The following is a 15,256-nucleotide window of genomic DNA, read 5'->3' as shown; positions in this document are numbered from 1 at the left end:
CATAGCCAGAACAGGGTCTCCCCTGGGGAGCAAGGCCGCCGCCGCTGCTCCTCAGGGCTTGTTGGCCAGCTCCTCGGGGGTGTTGACATTGCGCCAACTCCGGCGCAACTCCGCCGGCGGCTGGGGGGTGATGATCCCTGGGGCCGACTTGAGGCGGTTGATCCGCAGGGAGCCGCCTGCCACGATGGCCTCCACCGCGCTGCGGGCCCGGAAATCATAGTAGGCCAGCAGCGGCTCCACCATGCCGTTGCCGTTCAGATCCGGCAGCACCCCGTGCACCCCGGGTCCCCTGGCTGCAAGCAGCCACTGGAGGGCCCGCTCATCCATCTCAGGCAGGTCACAGGCCACCACCAGCCAGGAGACCTCGGGCCGGTGGCGCATGACCGCCAGGATACCGGCAATCGGTCCCCCCAGACCGGCCACATCCTCCACCCGTTCCAGCGATCTCAGCGAGTCGGGCAGTTCACCCGTTCCAGAGACCACCACCTGCTCCACCTGCCGGCTCAGGACCTGGACTCCACGCTCCACCCAGGTGTGTCCCTGCCGGCTGATCAGGTGTTTGGCCCGTCCCATCCGCCGACTCTTACCGCCGATCAACACGCAGCCCCAGAGTGGCGTCTGCTGCCACTGCTGCCCTAACCAGGCGCGGACCCGCTCAACCAGCTGTGCACTGTTCCAGACCAGGGCTCGGCCGGAACTGGTCTGGGCAGCGCCATGGACCCCGCTCACCAGGCCGCCCCCCTCAAGCCACAGATACGGCAAGGGCAAGCTAGCCGCGCTCTCCACCAGGACCAGATCAAAGCGCTGGCAGAGTCCGTGAAGCCGCCCTTCCAGCCGGGACTGCTCAGCCATCTCCGCAGCCTCTGCCTGGACAGAGCTCCAGGGACGGCTGAGGCCCTGCCTGGCCACCTCCAAGCCCTCTGCCTGGAGCCGATCCCGGAGCAGGCTGAGGCAGCGCTCCCGCTCCCCGGCCGTGGCGCCGCAGACGGCGAGCAGCGGCAGGCTCGCCAGGGGCTGGAGGCGCTCCTGCCGATCGGCTCCGCCGGCTCCAGAGCTCAGCACGAGCGAAACAGCTCCCGGCCCTGGATCTTTTCCCGGGCAAAGACTCCGGCCTCCATGCCCCGCTGGAGCAGTTCCTCCACCGCCGCGACCCCGGCTCTTCCCAGGTCCAGGGAAAACTCGTTCACATAGAGCCGGATATGGCTCCGGACCACCTCCTCCTCCAGCTCCTGGGCATGGGCCCGGATATAGTCTCCGCACTGCTCGGGGTGGGCCATGGCCCAACGCAGGCTGGCCTGGATCGCCCCATCAATGGCAGCGACCTCCTGCACGGGCAGGTCCCGCTTGGCGGCGATACAGCCCAGGGGGATGGGGTGGCCGGTGGCCTCCTCCCACCACTGCCCCAGGTCCTGGACACACTCCAGCCCCTGCTGCTGATAGGTGAAGCGGCTCTCATGGATGATCACCCCCGCATCGACCCGACCAGTGGCCACGGCCGCCATGATCTGTTCAAAACGCATCACCTCTATCCGGCTGCAGCCCGGCTGGTAGAGCCGGAGCAACAGGGCTGCGGTGGTCCAGTTGCCGGGAACGGCGATCTTCCACTCCTTAAGCTGGGCCGGCTTATCGTGATTTCCGGTAACCAGGAGCGGCCCGCAGCCCCGGCCCAGGGCGGCACCGGCATGGAGCAGGGAGTAGTGTTCCAGGACATGGCCCAGGGCATGGAAGGAGAGTTTGGTCACATCGAGGCGCCCCTCTTTAGCCCAGCGGTTAAGGGTCTCCACATCATCGAGTACCGGCGGACCTAACCGCAGACCGGAGAGCGGTACCTGGCCATGGATCAGGCCATAGAAGATATAGGTATCGTTGGGACAGGGGGAATAGCCGATGGACCGCTGCGGTTCCTGCTTCATTGCGCACACTCTCTCAATCAATCGCTGTTAGCTGCTCTCAAGAGCAGTTACTATGATGGCCGCCGCCTCGCCGGATCGGCTGGCAGCCTCCTTGATCTTCCAGCTGCTCCGGTCCCGATCCTCCACCAGGTTGGAGACCGCCCGCAACTCCAGCAGGGGCAGGGAAAACTCCGCACAGACCCTGGCTGCGGCCGCACCCTCCATGTTTTCGCAGAGACCGTCGTGGCAGTCAGCCAGCAGACGGCCCCGTTGCTCGCTGCCGCTGACACACTGGACCGTGACAAAGGTGCCCACCCGGCAGGGAATATTCCGCTCCAACAGCACCTTCCTGGCCCGGGCCAGCAGCTCCCCATCCAGGGCAAACTGATCCTGAAAGAGCAGTCCCTCGCCCATGAGCGGTTCTATGGAGTCGCCCAGACAGACCCCTAAATCTCCCAGGACCTCCCTCTGTGCCAGACAGATATCCAGCAGCTCGGCCCTGGGACCGTGGCCATCGATATAAGCGCCGCCAATACCGATATTGACCACCCCCTGATAACAGTTCTCTGTGGAGGCCAGAAAACGGGTCAGGCGGGTGGCTGTCTCCACTACCCCTACGCCGGTAACCAGGGGCGTCACCTTATCCAGGCTGCCTGCCCGGGCAAGGAAGCACTCCATCTCCAGGGCCGTTGCCGCAGTTAGCAGATACATAAAAACCTCTTGTTCACCAATCCGGGCAAACGGCCCGAGACTTTCCGACTCATCTATAGTAGAGTAGGCTCCTTTGCAGACGATCCCAAGGATCATCCCATTTTGACAAGGCCGCGTATCCTCGCGGGCCATCAGCAATCCCTTACCCTGACGTTTCCATGGCAGCTTATTCCCATCAACTCACAGACTACGACTTCCATCTCCCCCCAGGGCAGATCGCCCAGCAACCTGCCGGCCAGCGCGACCAGAGTCGCCTCCTGGTCCTCAGCAGCAAGGAGCAACTCCAGCATCAACGCTTCTCCGACCTGCTCGACCACTTCTCCCCGGGCGACCTCCTGGTGGTCAACAACACCAAGGTCTTCCCGGCCCGCCTGCTTGGCCGCAAGGCCACGGGCGGCAAGGCGGAACTCTTCCTGCTGGAGTTTCCCACCCTCCTGGCTCCGGGTGCGGAGGGCACGGCAGGACAACAGGCATCGGCCCTGGGCCTGATCAAGAGTTCCAAACGGCCGAAACCGGGGAGCGTCCTCCACTTCAGCGAACGGCTGAGCGCCAGAATCGAGGCATACCAGGAGGACGGCAAGGCCCGGGTCGTGCTGGAGTATCACCCGGAACAGGGAGAAGACCTGGAAGCCCTCATCCAGAGCCATGGCCAGGTGCCCCTGCCTCCCTATATCCAACGCAGCAACGGTACCACCGAGGAGGACCAGCGGCGCTATCAGACCAAGTATGCCCACCACCCCGGCTCCGTGGCAGCGCCCACCGCAGGGCTGCACTTCAGCGAGGAGCTGCTCGAGGCCATCAGCCGCAAGGGGGTTGAGTTGGTCTCCCTCACGCTCCATGTGGGCTACGGCACCTTTGCCCCGGTACGAAGCGCAGATATCCGCAACCATCAGATCCACAGGGAACACCTCAGCCTCTCCCCAGAGGCAGCAGGGACCATCAATGCGGTAAAAGAGCGGGGGGGAAGGATCTGGGCCGTGGGAACGACCTCGGTGCGTTCTCTGGAATTTGCCACCGACAGCCAGGGGGTGGTCCGGCCCATGGAGGGGTCCTGCGATCTCTTTATCTACCCAGGCTACCGATTCCGAACCGTGGACAACCTGATCACCAACTTCCACCTGCCGCAGTCATCACTGCTCTTTCTGGTTTCGGCGCTGGCCGGCAGGGAGAAGATCCTGGGCGCCTACAAGGAGGCGGTTGCCAGGGGCTACCGTTTCTTCTCCTATGGCGATGCCATGGCCATCATCACCAGGGAGGCCGGACGCTGAGCCCTGCCCGAATCAGCCGGCGGCATGCAGAGGAGAGCGCTGGTCTCGTCGCTGCAGCCCGGCAAGGGGTGTTCAGCCCTGATGGAGTTGGGAGATAAACTGATCAGCCTCACGAATGGAGGCCTCCATCTCTGCCAGGAGTTGGGCCACCTCACGTTCCAGGCCAAGCATCTCCCCCTGCAGGGCGGCGATGGCCCGGGCATTGAGATTATGTTTGAGGTAGAGGACCTGGTCGTGGAAGACCACCAGCACAGGCTGAATCTTATCTTCGGCCCGACGCATGGCCGCCATCAACTGGTGATACTGTTTACGGGTCTGGCTCAACTTCTGTTTGCTGTCGCGGCGCAGGCTGGCGCTGGAATACTGATCCAGCTCCGACTCCCACTCCTCAAAGAGTGCCTGGGCAACGGACTCCACCGCACCGATCCGGTCATGGACTTCTGCTGCCCTGGCCTCACTCTTCTCATAGGCGCTGTTTAAGACCTTGTACTGCTCTTCAAGATCGCCGCCATCCACCTGGACCACGCTGGCAAACTGCTCATAGGCACTCTGAAACTGCTCCTTGGCCTCCTCCTGGGCATCACGGGCCTCACTGACCCGATCCACCATCACATCCCGTTTATGTACGCCGAATTTCTCCAGAGTCGAATAGTAGGTGGAAGAGCAGCCGGCAAGGGTGAGCAGGAGCAGGGCTCCAACCAGGGGGGCAACAGCGAGGCGAGGCATGAGGTTCTCCGGAAAGATGAGACGTTGCAATAACAGACAGCTGGGCCATGGTCCTCGGTCAGGCCGGGGACAGGAATTTCAGATCGCCTTAGTTGGCGGCAGGACAACTCTTACAGGCTTCGCTGCCCGACTGACAGGGCGGTGAAGATGGAGCCGGGCTGGAGGGGGAGGACGAGGGGCTTTTTTTGCCGTTCCCACCTGAGGTGGTGCTGTAGCCATCGGCATACCAGCCGCCGCCCTTCAACTGAAAGGAACTCATGGAGATGAGTTTTTTCACTGGGCCGCCACATTCGGGGCAGATCTCCAAGGGACCATCAGCCATCCGTTGCTGGACTTCAAAAACTTTTTCACATCCCGCACACTCATATTCATACACAGGCATCGTACTTCCTCAAAAATAAAGAGATTTTAGGTATATGGCCTTGACAGCGCTTGTAAACCACACAGATAATAATGTCTCCATACTACCCTGTCAACCTGATCTTCCCGGATTCAAGTCTTCCTCCAGGCAGATGGGGCTACAATCCAACGCTTCAGCAGGGCCTCTGCCAGTCTGGGAAAAGGAAAAAGAGCTCCCTTCTCCAGAGTAGCTTGAAAAATGAGACTTTTCCGTCAAGGTCACGGCGCGCCATACATTGTGGCGCAGACATACCTTTGCTCTTCCGAAGAGGTCATCTTGAGGGCAGGCCCGAAGTTGGCAGAACAGGCGATTTTCTAGCTGGCCTACAGGACGACCGAGCCTACTCAAGTCAACCTGGACAGCAGATGCACCTCCCAAAAAAAGCAAAGTCCCCTGTGTACTGATCAATACTGGAGCAAGGCGGTGTACCCGGGAAAGCTCCATTACTTCTCCTATAAGAACCAGTGAGAACCAGTGCATCAGACCGCAGCTCCCTCTATCCAGGCCTGGACCGCGCCCCCTCTCCTCGCCTGCGAGCAGGCAGCCCGAAGTCCGTGCGCCCGTGCCCCCCTCGGGCTCAAGCCCCTCTGCCCGCAGATCTTCTCCTGCAGCCTCCTCAAAAAACACTCTCCGGGCAGGCGAACGGCAGCAGCAAGCTGTTTTTTGGTTTCAGGAGGGACTCCAACACCCCAAGGAGCTATTCCGGCGACGTTTTTCCCTGGTCAAAGGGACAGAAAAACAGACGCACCGTCCCGGAAGCTAAACCATCAGACAGTTTGCCCGGCCTTTTCAAAAGAGTGCTGGCTCTCCAATGATTTTTCCAGAAGCCCTGTCCTCTTTGCACTGAATTCCATAGAGTTATCTCCAAACAACTCGCCTAAGCGGGACATCAGGAAAAATATTTTCCCCAATATTACAGAAAAAAATTGCATCATGGCCAGACCTGTCCTATTGTTGTGCCTATTAAATCGCATCTACTATTCTTTACCAACCAATATTTATCAAATAGGAGCAAGCAATGAGCAAGTCACTTGTTGAGATGACTGCTGAAATCATACAGTCCCAGATCAGTAGCAAAGAGATGAGTACCGATGACATCAAAGAGGCACTCAACGACACCTTCCAGACCCTGAAGTCCCTCCAGGAGATGGAGGTCGTCGGTGCAGAGAGCCCTGCAGAAGAAGCCGGCCCTGTGATGGAGCCGAAAAAGTCCATCCAAAGGAACAAGGTGATCTGCCTGGAATGCGGCCAGGAATTCAAGATGCTCTCTCCAAAACACTTGAAGTCCCACGACCTGACCAGCAAGGAGTACCGCAAAAAATACGGTTTCTCCGCCCGTCAGCCCCTCTGTGCAAAATCCCTGTCCGAGCGTCGTTCCAAATCCGGCAAAGAACGCGGTTTGCCGGACAACCTGCGCAAGGCCATCGAAGCACGCACCAAGAAAAAAACCAAGTAACCCGCCCAGCCATCGCCGCTGCCTCTGCAGGAGCGCAGCGGCGATCTTCCTGCCCTCAATCCCAAGCGTTTTTTCAGCCTGATCACATGATTGGTATTTTTGACTCCGGCCTCGGCGGAATGACCGTTACCCGTGCCATCGAACGACTCTGTCCCGACTATCCGGTCCTCTACTTCGGCGACCTCCTCCGCACGCCCTATGGCTCCAAGAGTCCGGAGGCGCTGCTCGATTACGCCCGGCACAACACCCGTTTCCTGATTGACCAGGGAGCCAGCCTGATCGTCATTGCCTGTAACTCTGCGGCAAGCACCGCCGGCCCTACCCTGCGCCGAGAGCTTTCCTGTCCGGTTCTTGACGTGATCAAGCCTGCCGTCAGCCAGGCACTGGCCAAGAGCCGCAGCGGCAACATCGGGGTCATCGGCACCAGGGCAACCATCCGCTCCGGCATCTACCAGGAACGGATCCATGCCCACCAGCCCGACTACACCGTCCACTCCCAGGCCTGTCCTCTGCTGGTCCCTCTGGTTGAAGAGGGCTGGCTCAAACGGAGGGAGACCAAGATGATCGTCAAGAAATACCTCCGCCCCCTGCGGGAGAGGCAGGTGGATACCCTCATTCTCGGCTGTACCCATTACCCGCTGCTTCGACCTCTGATCGAGCCGCGCATGGGCAAACGGGTGGAGGTCATCGACTCCTCCATAGAGACGGCCCTGGCCCTGCGCCACTTCCTCGGCCGGAACCCGGAACTGGAACGCTCCCTCCGTGCGCCTGGACAGGAAAGTCGCTTCTTTGTCTCCGACCTGCCCGAGCCGACCGCCTCCCTGGCCAATGCCATCTTTGGCCGCACTGTTCACCTGGAGAAAGTAGATGTCTAAGCTCTGTTCTGCCTGTCTGGCCCTCCTAGCCCTGGCCCTCCTCTGTCCCGGCCTGCTCTGGAGCGGTCAGGATCAACTCAGCCCGGGCGAGCTTCAGCTCCGCAAGATCCAGGAACGCTACCAACAGCTCAGCAGCATCGGCTTTGACTTTTCCCAGCAGACCACCACCAGCGGCCGTATCCGTTCCGGTCGTGGCCGGGCTATCCTCTACCGGCAAGCACCAGCTGAGCCGGGCGCTAACCCTCCGACCACCATCATGCGCTGGGATTACCTGGAGCCCAACCAGCAGAGTATCCTCAACACCGGTGACCAGCTCTCCATCTATAGCCGGGCAGACAACCAGCTGCTCATCACCTCCACCGACCGGCGCAACCCGGACATCACCCTGGCCCTCTTCTCCGGCAGAACCGATCTCCTGGAGAGCTTCGCCGTTGCCTCCCCTGAAGAGCACAGCCCAGAGGCAGGGGCCACCCTGACGACCCTGCTCCTGACCCCCCGAAAACCCCACGCCCAACTCCAGCGCCTCCAGATCTGGTTTGGAGCGGATCAGCTGATCCAGAGGCTGAGCATGGAAGATCACTTCGGCGCAATCACCACCCTGGACCTCTCCGGGATCACCCTGGACCAGGTCACCCCCGGTGACGGCAAACAGCTCGAGGCCCTGCTTGACCTGGAACTTGCGCCGGGAACCGAGATCATCCGCCAATAGCCCGGTGGCCGTCCCCCCGGCTTCCACGCCAGGCCGAAGAAAGGGGTTGCCCCAAACCACGAAGCAGAGTAAAGATTGAACCTGAATCCGGTTGTTCAACAGCCTCTCACAATCTCCCTTCAGGTCCTCACCGCCTGGTCCTCTGCTGATCACTATTTCCGCTACCTGCCATGCTCATAGCCATTCTTTCCGACAGCCATGACCAGATCGTTCATCTCAGGCGGGCAGTTCAACTCGCCAATCAGGCCGGCGCAGGCTGCCTGATCCACTGCGGCGACCTGATCTCCCCCTTCATGCTGGGACACCTTCAGGCCTTCCAGGGCCCGATTCACCTGATCTCCGGCAACAACCAGGGCGACCTTCAACTGATCAAGACGCGCTGCGCCGCCTCGGCAGGCACCTTCACCCACCATGGCACCCAGGGCTGCTGCCGGCTGGACGGGCTCCGGATCGGTTTTCATCACTACCCGGAAAAGGCCCATGCCCTTGCCCGCAGCGGAGAGTTCGATCTGGTCTGCTGCGGGCACGATCATATCGCGGCAGTGCAAGAGATCGGCGACTGCTTGGTGGTCAATCCCGGTGACCTCCTGGGCAAGGATGCTGCTCCCGGCTTCATCCTCTTTGACAGCCTGGATTTTTCCGTTCGCCGCCTCACCGTGGGCAGGCCCATGGATTTCGAGGAGGAGTTTGCCTCCTCCACCACCTATCTCCATACCACCCATACTCCAGGTTCCAACCTGGTTAACCTTTAACACCTTTACCAGCCAACAAAAGACCATGAGTGACGAAAAATTTACCGACCTATTCCAGGCCAAAGCCGTGACACGCCCATCCCTGAAACCAGGTGACCGGGTCCAAGCGGTGATCGCCGCCATCAACGGAGAGTCCATCTTCCTCGATGTCGGCGTCAAAAGTGAAGGCATCCTCAACAGCGGAGAACTCCGCAACGATGAGGGAGAAATCCCCCATGCGGTCGGCGATACCATCGAGGTCTTCCTGCTCTCTGCCAGGGGGGGCGAAATGGTCTTTACCACCAAGATCGGTTCCGGTCAGGCCTCGGCAGAGGAGTTGGAAAATGCCTTTCATGCAGGGATCCCTGTGGAGGGCAAGGTCACCGGAGAGGTCAAGGGTGGTTTCTCGGTACAGGTCGCCGGCCAGCGCGGCTTCTGTCCCTACTCCCAGATGGGTATCCGCCGGGTGGACGAGCCTGAGCTCTACCTGGAGCAGACCCTCTCCTTCAAGATCATCGAATTTGGAAACCGCGGCAAGAACATCATCCTTTCCGCCCGGGCCATTCTGGAAGAACAGCGGGCCCTGGAGCGGGAGAAGCTGGTAGAGACCCTGGAAGAGGGCATGACCGTCAACGGGACCGTCACCTCCATCCGCGACTTTGGCGCCTTTGTCGACATCGGCGGTGTAGACGGCCTGATCCCCATCTCCGAACTGGCCTGGGGCCAGACCGACAAGGTGGAGGATGTGGTCCAGCTGGGTCAGGAGGTGGAAGTCATGGTCAAACGGCTGGACTGGGAGAGCGACAAGATCTCCCTGAGCCTACGGGCGGCCCTGGCCAACCCCTGGGATGAGGTGGGCGAAAAATATCCGCTCGGTTCCACCCATCTGGGCAGGGTCTCCAGGCTGGCGGACTTTGGCGCCTTCATCACCCTGGAGCCCGGCATCGACGGCCTGCTCCACATCTCCAAGTTGGGTTCCGGACGGAGGATCAATCATCCCCGGGAGGTGCTGGAAGCCGGCCAGGAGTTGACGATCAAGATCGATGCCATCGACCAGGATCAGCAACGGATCTCACTGGTCCCGGCAGACTATACGGAGAAGGAGCAGCGCGAGGAGCGCTACACTCCACCGCCGGCAGACTCCACCCCCAAATCCATGGGTACCCTGGGCGACCTGCTTAAGGCACAGATCAACAAGAAGAAATAAGGGCCCACAGCAGCGCACAGCGTCTGCCTGTGAGCAAAAAAAAAGAGCCCTGTCCTCTTCAAGAGGACAGGGCTCTTTGGCTTTACGCTGCCTCTTTCCAGGACTACCCGGGAGGGCTTGCGCCCCAGCTGCGGACCGAGAAACTAGCGGGAGAGGGCCTGGCGCTGGACCTCAAACATCAACAGGGCTGCAGCCACCGAGGCGTTGAGGGAATTGAAACCGCCCTCCATGGGTATGGTGACCAGCTGATCACACTGCTTGCGGACCAGGGGCCTGATCCCCTTGCCCTCGCTGCCCACCACCAGACAGATCGGCCCGGAAAAGTCCACACTGTACATGGAGAGCGCCTGCTCACTCTCGGCGACCCCTCCGTAGATCCAGAAGCCCTGGTCCTTGAGTTTCTGAAGGGCATCCACCAGGTTAACCACCTGACAGAGTTGCAGGTGGGAGACCGCCCCGGCGGAAGTCCTGGCTACGGTGCCGGTGACCGGCGCACTCCGCTCTCGGGTGAGGATGATGTGAGCAAAGCCGGCGGCCAGGGCGGAACGTAGGATAGAACCCAGGTTGCGAGGATCCTGGATAGAGTCGAGCACAAGGATCCTGGCAGGCCTGGCTCCGGATTCGGAGTCGCCGCCCACCGCGGCCAGCAGCTCCTCCAGGCTGGAGAGAGCGGTAGCAGCCAGTCGGGCCACCACCCCCTGGTGATGACAGTTTCTCGGCACCCCCAGGCGATTCTGCTCCACAAAACGGAGCCTGACCCCCTGGGTCCTGGCCCCATCCACAATCTGCTGGATCCGTGGCCCTGCCTTGCCCTTGAGGACCAAAACTTCACTTATTGCCTTGGCCTGTTGCCCCAGGGCCTCGGACACGGCATTGATCCCCCAGATGAGATCACTGGCCTCTTCCTCGGCCCTCTCTCTCCGATCGGTCTTCTCGCTCTTTTTCATCGTCTGTTTCACCACAGCATCATCACCTTTTGTCCTTCTTGAAGCGGCCTGGAGCGAGCAGGGAGGCTGAGCCTACCCTGGCCTCTTTCCCGGCCAGCTGCATCTCAGGGGCCGAGCAGAACCACAGCACCCCCGGAGAGCGTCCGCCGGTGGCGGCAGCGCTCAGCGATGATGATGCTGCGCAGGCTTTCCACGGCCTCAGCCAAGTCGTCATTGACGATCAAATAGTCATAGAGTCCGGCGTGCTCCATCTCTTCACCGGCGTTTTCCAGGCGCAGCTGGATGGTGGCCTCATCTTCCGTACCCCGTTGGCGGAGGCGGCGCTCCAGCTCCGAGAGGGAGGGCGGGGCAATAAAGACGGTCACTGGGGTGGCCTGCTCCATGACCTGGGCCGCTCCCTGGACGTCTATATCCAGGATGACATCGTTGCCGCCGCTCTGAATCCGTTCCACCTCGGCCTTACTGGTGCCGTAACAGTTATCATGGACCTCGGCCCACTCCAGAAAGCCGGAAGGTTCCAGGTCTCTGATCCGAAGGAACTCAGCGGCTTCCACAAAATGATAGTGGACCCCGTCCTCCTCTCCGGCCCGGGGAGTCCGGGTGGTATGGGAGACGGAAAAGGCCAGACCTGGGAGGGTCGCCATCACCTGGCGGACGATGGTGGTTTTACCGCAGCCCGACGGGGCCGAGAGCACAAACAGCAGGCCATTACTCATCACTGCTTCTCCTTTGATAGCGTTCGAGCAGAACGCTGGGGTTTTTCTGTTCCTCATCCAGGGCGGCCAGACGCTGGTTAATGGTCTCCGGCTGCACCGAAGAGAGGACCAGGTGGCCGGAATCCAGGATAATGATGGCCCTGGTCCGTCGCCCTTCGGTCACATCGATCAGCCTCTTTTCGGTGCGGGCGTCTTCCTTGAGCTTGCGGATGGGCGAAGAACCCGGGTTGACCACGGCCAGGATGCGGCTGACCTTCACCGAATTACCAAATCCTATGTTTACCAGTCTGTTGCCGTCCATTCCCCTGTTGTCCTCTGAAGAGCTTGCCCCTTAAGCGCACTGCACCGACCTGCGGCCGGCCCAGGATCACTCCAGATTCTGCACCTGCTCCCGCAGTTTTTCGATCTCATTTTTCATCTCCACGCCGAGATGACCGATGGAGGCGTTGGTGATCTTTGAGGCCAGGGTGTTGACCTCGCGGAGAAATTCCTGGAGCAGGAAATCAAGCCGCCGGCCTATGGGCTCATCACTGTCCAGGAAGGCCCGGAACTGCTCGATATGGCTGCCGAGGCGGACCAACTCTTCGGTGATATCGCTCTTATCGGCCATGACGGCGGCTTCCTGGGCCAGCCGGGACGCATCGAGATTGACGCCGGCCAGGAGCTGTTCCAGCTTGGCCTTGAGGTCGGCATGCCGAGCGGCCAGTACCTGGGGAGCTTCGGCGGCAATGGCGGCGATAATCTGCTCAAAGCCCTCCAACCGGGCCAGCAGGTCTGTCCTGAGGGCGGCACCCTCCTGCTCCCGCATCCGCTCACACTCGCCCAGGGCCTGATCAAGGGCCGCGCTGATCAGCTCCCACTCTGCATCCATGTCCGGATGCTGCTCCTCCCGAACGATGAGATCACGCTCGTTGAGCATGTGTGCAAGGCTGATCCCTCCGTTCAACTGATACTCCTCCACCAGCTGTTGGAGGCAGCTGTGGTACTGGGCTGCCAGCTCCTCATTCACGACCAGCTGCGGCCCTCCGCTGAGGGCCCCCTGGACGGTGAAACTGGATTCAACCCGGCCCCGGTCCAGGACCAGGGCCACCCGCTTCTTGACCGCTTCCTCAAAGCCTGCAAAGGTCCGGTGGATCGTTACCTTCTGATCTAGAAAACGGTGGTTGACCGTTTTGATCTCTGCGGTCCAGGTTCTGCCGTCGATCGAGGCTTCTCCCCGGCCAAATCCGGTCATACTTCGTGGGCACATAGTTTGTATTTTCGCTCCAGTAAAAAAATTTTCCAGCGCCCTGCCTCCGGGCAGGGCGGCGGCTCAGCAGGCAGGCGGCAGGGTCTCCAGCAGTTCGGCACCATTGACGCAGGCGGTCCCCACCTTGCCCACCACGATACCGGCGGCATGGTTGGCCAGCTCAGCGGCCTGCTCCATGGAGCAGCCCGCAGCCAACCCCAGGGCCATGGTGGCGGCCACGGTATCACCGGCACCGGTCACATCGTAGACCTCCTTGGCCATGGTGGGGATGGTGATCATGGGCTGACCGCTCTGGAGCAAGGCCATCCCGGCCTCCCCCCGGGTGATCAGGACCGCCTCACAACCGATATCTTCCAGGATCTGATGGGCAGCGGCCAGCAGGGTATGCTCGTCGTGGATCTGAATACCGCTCATCTGCGTCGCCTCCAGATGATTGGGCGTGATCACGGTGGCTCCGACAAAGCAATGCATGTTCGAAGGCTTGGGGTCGACGATCAGGGGGAGTTTCTTCCCTGTTTCAGCCTCGCAACGTGCCAAAAGCCGACGGAGCTGGACCATGAACTGATCGTTGATCACGCCCTTGGCATAATCAGAGACCATGACCGCATCAAAACTCTGGAGATGCTCTTCCAGGTAGGCCACCAGGGCAGCAAAGGTCTCAGCAGAAGGTTCTCCGGTCTGTTCCCGGTCAAAGCGGACCACCTGCTGTCCCTGGGCAATCACCCTGGTCTTAACGGTGGTTGGTCGCCTGCCGCAGACAATACCGGCTGAAGAGGCGCCAAGCTCATCCACCAGCTCGATGATCTGGCGCCCCATGGCGTCGGAACCGATCAGGCCGGAGAGCGAGCCGCCGCCGCCCAGAGAGATCAGGTTCCTGAGCACATTGGCGCTGCCGCCCAGGAGCAACTCCTCCTGGTTGACATTGACCACCGGTACCGGCGCCTCAGGAGAGATCCTGGTGACCGAACCCCAGACAAAGTGATCGACGATAATGTCGCCGATCACCAGGACCCGCTTCCCGGAGAAGCGGGCCACTAGATCGTGTAAAGAGTGTGTTGACATAGATATCCGTACAAAGGTGATCTGCCGGCGAGCGGCTCTACTTCATGGCCTTATTCAGGGCCGTGGTAACCGTCGCGGTCAGATCGATCTTATCGGTGGCAAAGAGGACCACGTTATGGGGAATGATCAGGGTATAGCCCTGCTCCTGAGCTACCTCCTGCACCACACCCTGCAGTTTATTGATAATAGGACCAACCTCCTGTTCCCGCAGTTTTTTCAATTCAAGGTTGGCATCCTCCTGCTTTACCCCCAGGTCACGCCGCATCTTCTGAAAATCAATGGCCTTCTCCTGCTTCATCTCATCACTCCAGGCAGAGCTCTTCTTTTCGATCTCCTTCTGCAGGGCCAGCAGAGCCTGTTCATCCTTCTTAAAGCCGGCCTGGAGCTCTTTCATCTTCTTGGAGACAGTGGCCTGGGCCTTTTTACCGGCATCAGAACCAGCCAGGACCTTCTGCATGTTGATGACCCCGATCTTCACCTCAGCAGCCTGGACCCCACTGCCGCCTGAAGCCATGGCTCCGAAAAAAAGTACTCCACAGATAAGAGAGGCAATACGTGTTTGAATTTTCACAGTGATCTCCTTTAGGGTTACTTGGGAGTTTGCCGATACCGCTTCGGGAAACTTCTCCATATTAAAAAGATGGAAACAACAAAACCGGACAGGGATACCCCTGCCCGGTTATCAGCTACGCTCAGCTTTCCTGGATCAACTACTTGACGATAACAAAATCCGCTCGCCGATTCTGGGTCCACGAAATCTCATCATGACCAAAGAGCAGCAGTTTCTCTTCGCCCCAGCTGATGGTACTCAGCCGTTCCGGATCGATGCCCAGATTCACCAGGTACTGCTTGGTGCTCAGGGCCCTGCGCTCACCCAGAGCCAGGTTATACTCACGGGTTCCCCGCGGATCACAGTTGCCTTCGACCCGGATCTTCAGGCCAGCCTCATCCTTTAAAAAGGCGGCATTTCCTTCCAGGCGGCGAGCCTGCTCATCGTTGACCGAGGATTGATCAAAGCCGAAGTATATCGGCAGCATGGGACCAGAGGTACGTCCCTCCATGATCTCCGTGGCCGTGGTCTCCAGAGATTCTTCCGGCCCCAGGCCTTCGCTGGCGGTGATTTCTGCTGACACATCCGCCCCCTTCTTGCCACAGCCGGTGAGCCCAAATCCGGTCAACAACATCATAACAACAACCAGATATAACGTTTTATCGATGCGCATCACACTCTCCCAGGTCTTAGATAATTCATGAATTCGCAACAGTAGATATTCTAATCGGTCGATTTTACTCAACCGGTGAAGGAA

Annotated in this window: 18 protein-coding genes; 6 read left to right on the top strand and 12 right to left on the bottom strand. The window is 60.1% G+C overall.

All coding sequences use genetic code 11. The features are described 5' to 3' along the window. Nucleotides 1-51: 51 nt before the first annotated feature. From mobA to mqnB, 3 genes are read right to left on the bottom strand one after another with little or no spacing between them, the layout of a single operon-like run. Nucleotides 52-1,062 carry a molybdenum cofactor guanylyltransferase gene (gene mobA / locus G494_RS25455; protein WP_028584645.1) on the bottom strand — a complete coding sequence of 337 codons (1,011 nt, stop codon included), beginning with the start codon at nucleotides 1,060-1,062 and terminating at the stop codon, nucleotides 52-54. Then, nucleotides 1,056-1,913: a 1,4-dihydroxy-6-naphthoate synthase gene (locus tag G494_RS0111385; protein WP_028584644.1), complete on the bottom strand. Its 858-nt coding sequence runs from the start codon at nucleotides 1,911-1,913 to the stop codon at nucleotides 1,056-1,058. The genes mobA and G494_RS0111385 overlap by 7 nt, the downstream gene beginning before the upstream one ends. Nucleotides 1,914-1,940: 27 nt before the next feature. Next, nucleotides 1,941-2,603: a futalosine hydrolase gene (gene mqnB, locus G494_RS25450; protein WP_028584643.1), complete on the bottom strand. Its 663-nt coding sequence runs from the start codon at nucleotides 2,601-2,603 to the stop codon at nucleotides 1,941-1,943. Nucleotides 2,604-2,761: 158 nt separating this feature from the next. On the opposite strand from mqnB, the gene queA reads away from it, so the two are divergent. Continuing rightward, nucleotides 2,762-3,871 carry a tRNA preQ1(34) S-adenosylmethionine ribosyltransferase-isomerase QueA gene (gene queA / locus G494_RS0111375; protein WP_028584642.1) on the top strand — a complete coding sequence of 370 codons (1,110 nt, stop codon included), beginning with the start codon at nucleotides 2,762-2,764 and terminating at the stop codon, nucleotides 3,869-3,871. 72 nt (nucleotides 3,872-3,943) lie between these two features. On the opposite strand, the gene G494_RS0111370 is transcribed toward queA, so the two are convergent. Beyond that, nucleotides 3,944-4,597, bottom strand: a complete 654-nt coding sequence (locus G494_RS0111370) for a DUF2959 domain-containing protein (protein ID WP_028584641.1) — start codon at nucleotides 4,595-4,597, stop codon at nucleotides 3,944-3,946. Between the two features lie 88 nt (nucleotides 4,598-4,685). Beyond that, nucleotides 4,686-4,979 (bottom strand): FmdB family zinc ribbon protein, encoded by a 294-nt coding sequence (locus G494_RS0111365; RefSeq protein ID WP_028584640.1) that lies wholly within the window; start codon nucleotides 4,977-4,979, stop codon nucleotides 4,686-4,688. A gap of 1,036 nt (nucleotides 4,980-6,015) precedes the next feature. Between G494_RS0111365 and G494_RS23060 the strand changes: the two genes are divergently transcribed. From G494_RS23060 to rpsA, 5 genes are all read left to right on the top strand, one after another. Further along, nucleotides 6,016-6,453, top strand: coding sequence for a MucR family transcriptional regulator (locus G494_RS23060; protein ID WP_035246272.1), 438 nt, complete (start codon nucleotides 6,016-6,018; stop codon nucleotides 6,451-6,453). Nucleotides 6,454-6,539: 86 nt separating this feature from the next. Then, complete coding sequence (gene murI, locus G494_RS0111345; RefSeq protein WP_028584638.1) at nucleotides 6,540-7,328, top strand: glutamate racemase; 789 nt, start codon at nucleotides 6,540-6,542, stop codon at nucleotides 7,326-7,328. Beyond that, nucleotides 7,321-8,037 (top strand): LolA family protein, encoded by a 717-nt coding sequence (locus G494_RS0111340; RefSeq protein WP_028584637.1) that lies wholly within the window; start codon nucleotides 7,321-7,323, stop codon nucleotides 8,035-8,037. The genes murI and G494_RS0111340 overlap by 8 nt, the downstream gene beginning before the upstream one ends. Nucleotides 8,038-8,207: 170 nt before the next feature. After that, nucleotides 8,208-8,789: a YfcE family phosphodiesterase gene (locus G494_RS23055; protein ID WP_084456706.1), complete on the top strand. Its 582-nt coding sequence runs from the start codon at nucleotides 8,208-8,210 to the stop codon at nucleotides 8,787-8,789. A 25-nt stretch (nucleotides 8,790-8,814) separates the two neighbouring features. Next, nucleotides 8,815-9,975 (top strand): 30S ribosomal protein S1, encoded by a 1,161-nt coding sequence (gene rpsA / locus G494_RS0111330; protein ID WP_028584636.1) that lies wholly within the window; start codon nucleotides 8,815-8,817, stop codon nucleotides 9,973-9,975. A gap of 143 nt (nucleotides 9,976-10,118) precedes the next feature. Here rpsA and rlmB read toward each other — a convergent pair whose 3' ends face one another. The 7 genes from rlmB to G494_RS0111295 form a co-directional block, all read right to left on the bottom strand. Further along, on the bottom strand, nucleotides 10,119-10,937 hold the full coding sequence (rlmB, locus tag G494_RS0111325) for a 23S rRNA (guanosine(2251)-2'-O)-methyltransferase RlmB (RefSeq protein WP_153305847.1): 819 nt from the start codon (nucleotides 10,935-10,937) through the stop codon (nucleotides 10,119-10,121). An 89-nt stretch (nucleotides 10,938-11,026) separates the two neighbouring features. Continuing rightward, on the bottom strand, nucleotides 11,027-11,638 hold the full coding sequence (gene gmk, locus G494_RS0111320; protein ID WP_028584634.1) for a guanylate kinase: 612 nt from the start codon (nucleotides 11,636-11,638) through the stop codon (nucleotides 11,027-11,029). Further along, nucleotides 11,631-11,939, bottom strand: a complete 309-nt coding sequence (locus tag G494_RS0111315) for a DUF370 domain-containing protein (RefSeq protein WP_028584633.1) — start codon at nucleotides 11,937-11,939, stop codon at nucleotides 11,631-11,633. The genes gmk and G494_RS0111315 overlap by 8 nt, the downstream gene beginning before the upstream one ends. 66 nt (nucleotides 11,940-12,005) lie before the next feature. Further along, nucleotides 12,006-12,872, bottom strand: coding sequence for a YicC/YloC family endoribonuclease (locus G494_RS0111310; protein WP_232362539.1), 867 nt, complete (start codon nucleotides 12,870-12,872; stop codon nucleotides 12,006-12,008). 78 nt (nucleotides 12,873-12,950) lie between these two features. After that, nucleotides 12,951-13,949: a D-glycero-beta-D-manno-heptose-7-phosphate kinase gene (rfaE1, locus tag G494_RS23050; RefSeq protein ID WP_035246269.1), complete on the bottom strand. Its 999-nt coding sequence runs from the start codon at nucleotides 13,947-13,949 to the stop codon at nucleotides 12,951-12,953. A gap of 37 nt (nucleotides 13,950-13,986) precedes the next feature. Next, a complete protein-coding gene (locus G494_RS0111300) occupies nucleotides 13,987-14,520 on the bottom strand; it encodes an OmpH family outer membrane protein (RefSeq protein ID WP_161629977.1) in 534 nt (177 codons plus the stop codon). Nucleotides 14,521-14,659: 139 nt separating this feature from the next. Then, the gene (locus tag G494_RS0111295; RefSeq protein ID WP_028584630.1) at nucleotides 14,660-15,172 is read right to left on the bottom strand and encodes an OmpA family protein; all 513 of its coding nucleotides are present in this window, start codon (nucleotides 15,170-15,172) and stop codon (nucleotides 14,660-14,662) included. Nucleotides 15,173-15,256 lie beyond the last annotated feature (84 nt).

It is taken from the genome of Desulfogranum mediterraneum DSM 13871, assembly GCF_000429965.1.
GTDB classification, from domain to species: domain Bacteria; phylum Desulfobacterota; class Desulfobulbia; order Desulfobulbales; family Desulfobulbaceae; genus Desulfogranum; species Desulfogranum mediterraneum.
The sequence above is the reverse complement of the archived record's forward strand: the minus strand, read 5'-3'. Positions and strand labels throughout refer to the sequence as shown.

Coding starts and splice junctions, on each gene's coding strand:
- G494_RS0111315 (WP_028584633.1), bottom strand. CDS start 11,939: ATGGACGGCAACAGACTGGTAAACATAGGATTTGGTAATTCGGTGAAG.
- G494_RS0111370 (WP_028584641.1), bottom strand. CDS start 4,597: ATGCCTCGCCTCGCTGTTGCCCCCCTGGTTGGAGCCCTGCTCCTGCTC.
- G494_RS23060 (WP_035246272.1), top strand. CDS start 6,016: ATGAGCAAGTCACTTGTTGAGATGACTGCTGAAATCATACAGTCCCAG.
- rpsA (WP_028584636.1), top strand. CDS start 8,815: ATGAGTGACGAAAAATTTACCGACCTATTCCAGGCCAAAGCCGTGACA.
- G494_RS23055 (WP_084456706.1), top strand. CDS start 8,208: ATGCTCATAGCCATTCTTTCCGACAGCCATGACCAGATCGTTCATCTC.
- mqnB (WP_028584643.1), bottom strand. CDS start 2,603: ATGTATCTGCTAACTGCGGCAACGGCCCTGGAGATGGAGTGCTTCCTT.
- G494_RS0111365 (WP_028584640.1), bottom strand. CDS start 4,979: ATGCCTGTGTATGAATATGAGTGTGCGGGATGTGAAAAAGTTTTTGAA.
- G494_RS0111340 (WP_028584637.1), top strand. CDS start 7,321: ATGTCTAAGCTCTGTTCTGCCTGTCTGGCCCTCCTAGCCCTGGCCCTC.
- gmk (WP_028584634.1), bottom strand. CDS start 11,638: ATGAGTAATGGCCTGCTGTTTGTGCTCTCGGCCCCGTCGGGCTGCGGT.
- G494_RS0111385 (WP_028584644.1), bottom strand. CDS start 1,913: ATGAAGCAGGAACCGCAGCGGTCCATCGGCTATTCCCCCTGTCCCAAC.
- G494_RS0111310 (WP_232362539.1), bottom strand. CDS start 12,872: ATGACCGGATTTGGCCGGGGAGAAGCCTCGATCGACGGCAGAACCTGG.
- G494_RS0111295 (WP_028584630.1), bottom strand. CDS start 15,172: ATGCGCATCGATAAAACGTTATATCTGGTTGTTGTTATGATGTTGTTG.
- murI (WP_028584638.1), top strand. CDS start 6,540: ATGATTGGTATTTTTGACTCCGGCCTCGGCGGAATGACCGTTACCCGT.
- rfaE1 (WP_035246269.1), bottom strand. CDS start 13,949: ATGTCAACACACTCTTTACACGATCTAGTGGCCCGCTTCTCCGGGAAG.
- queA (WP_028584642.1), top strand. CDS start 2,762: ATGGCAGCTTATTCCCATCAACTCACAGACTACGACTTCCATCTCCCC.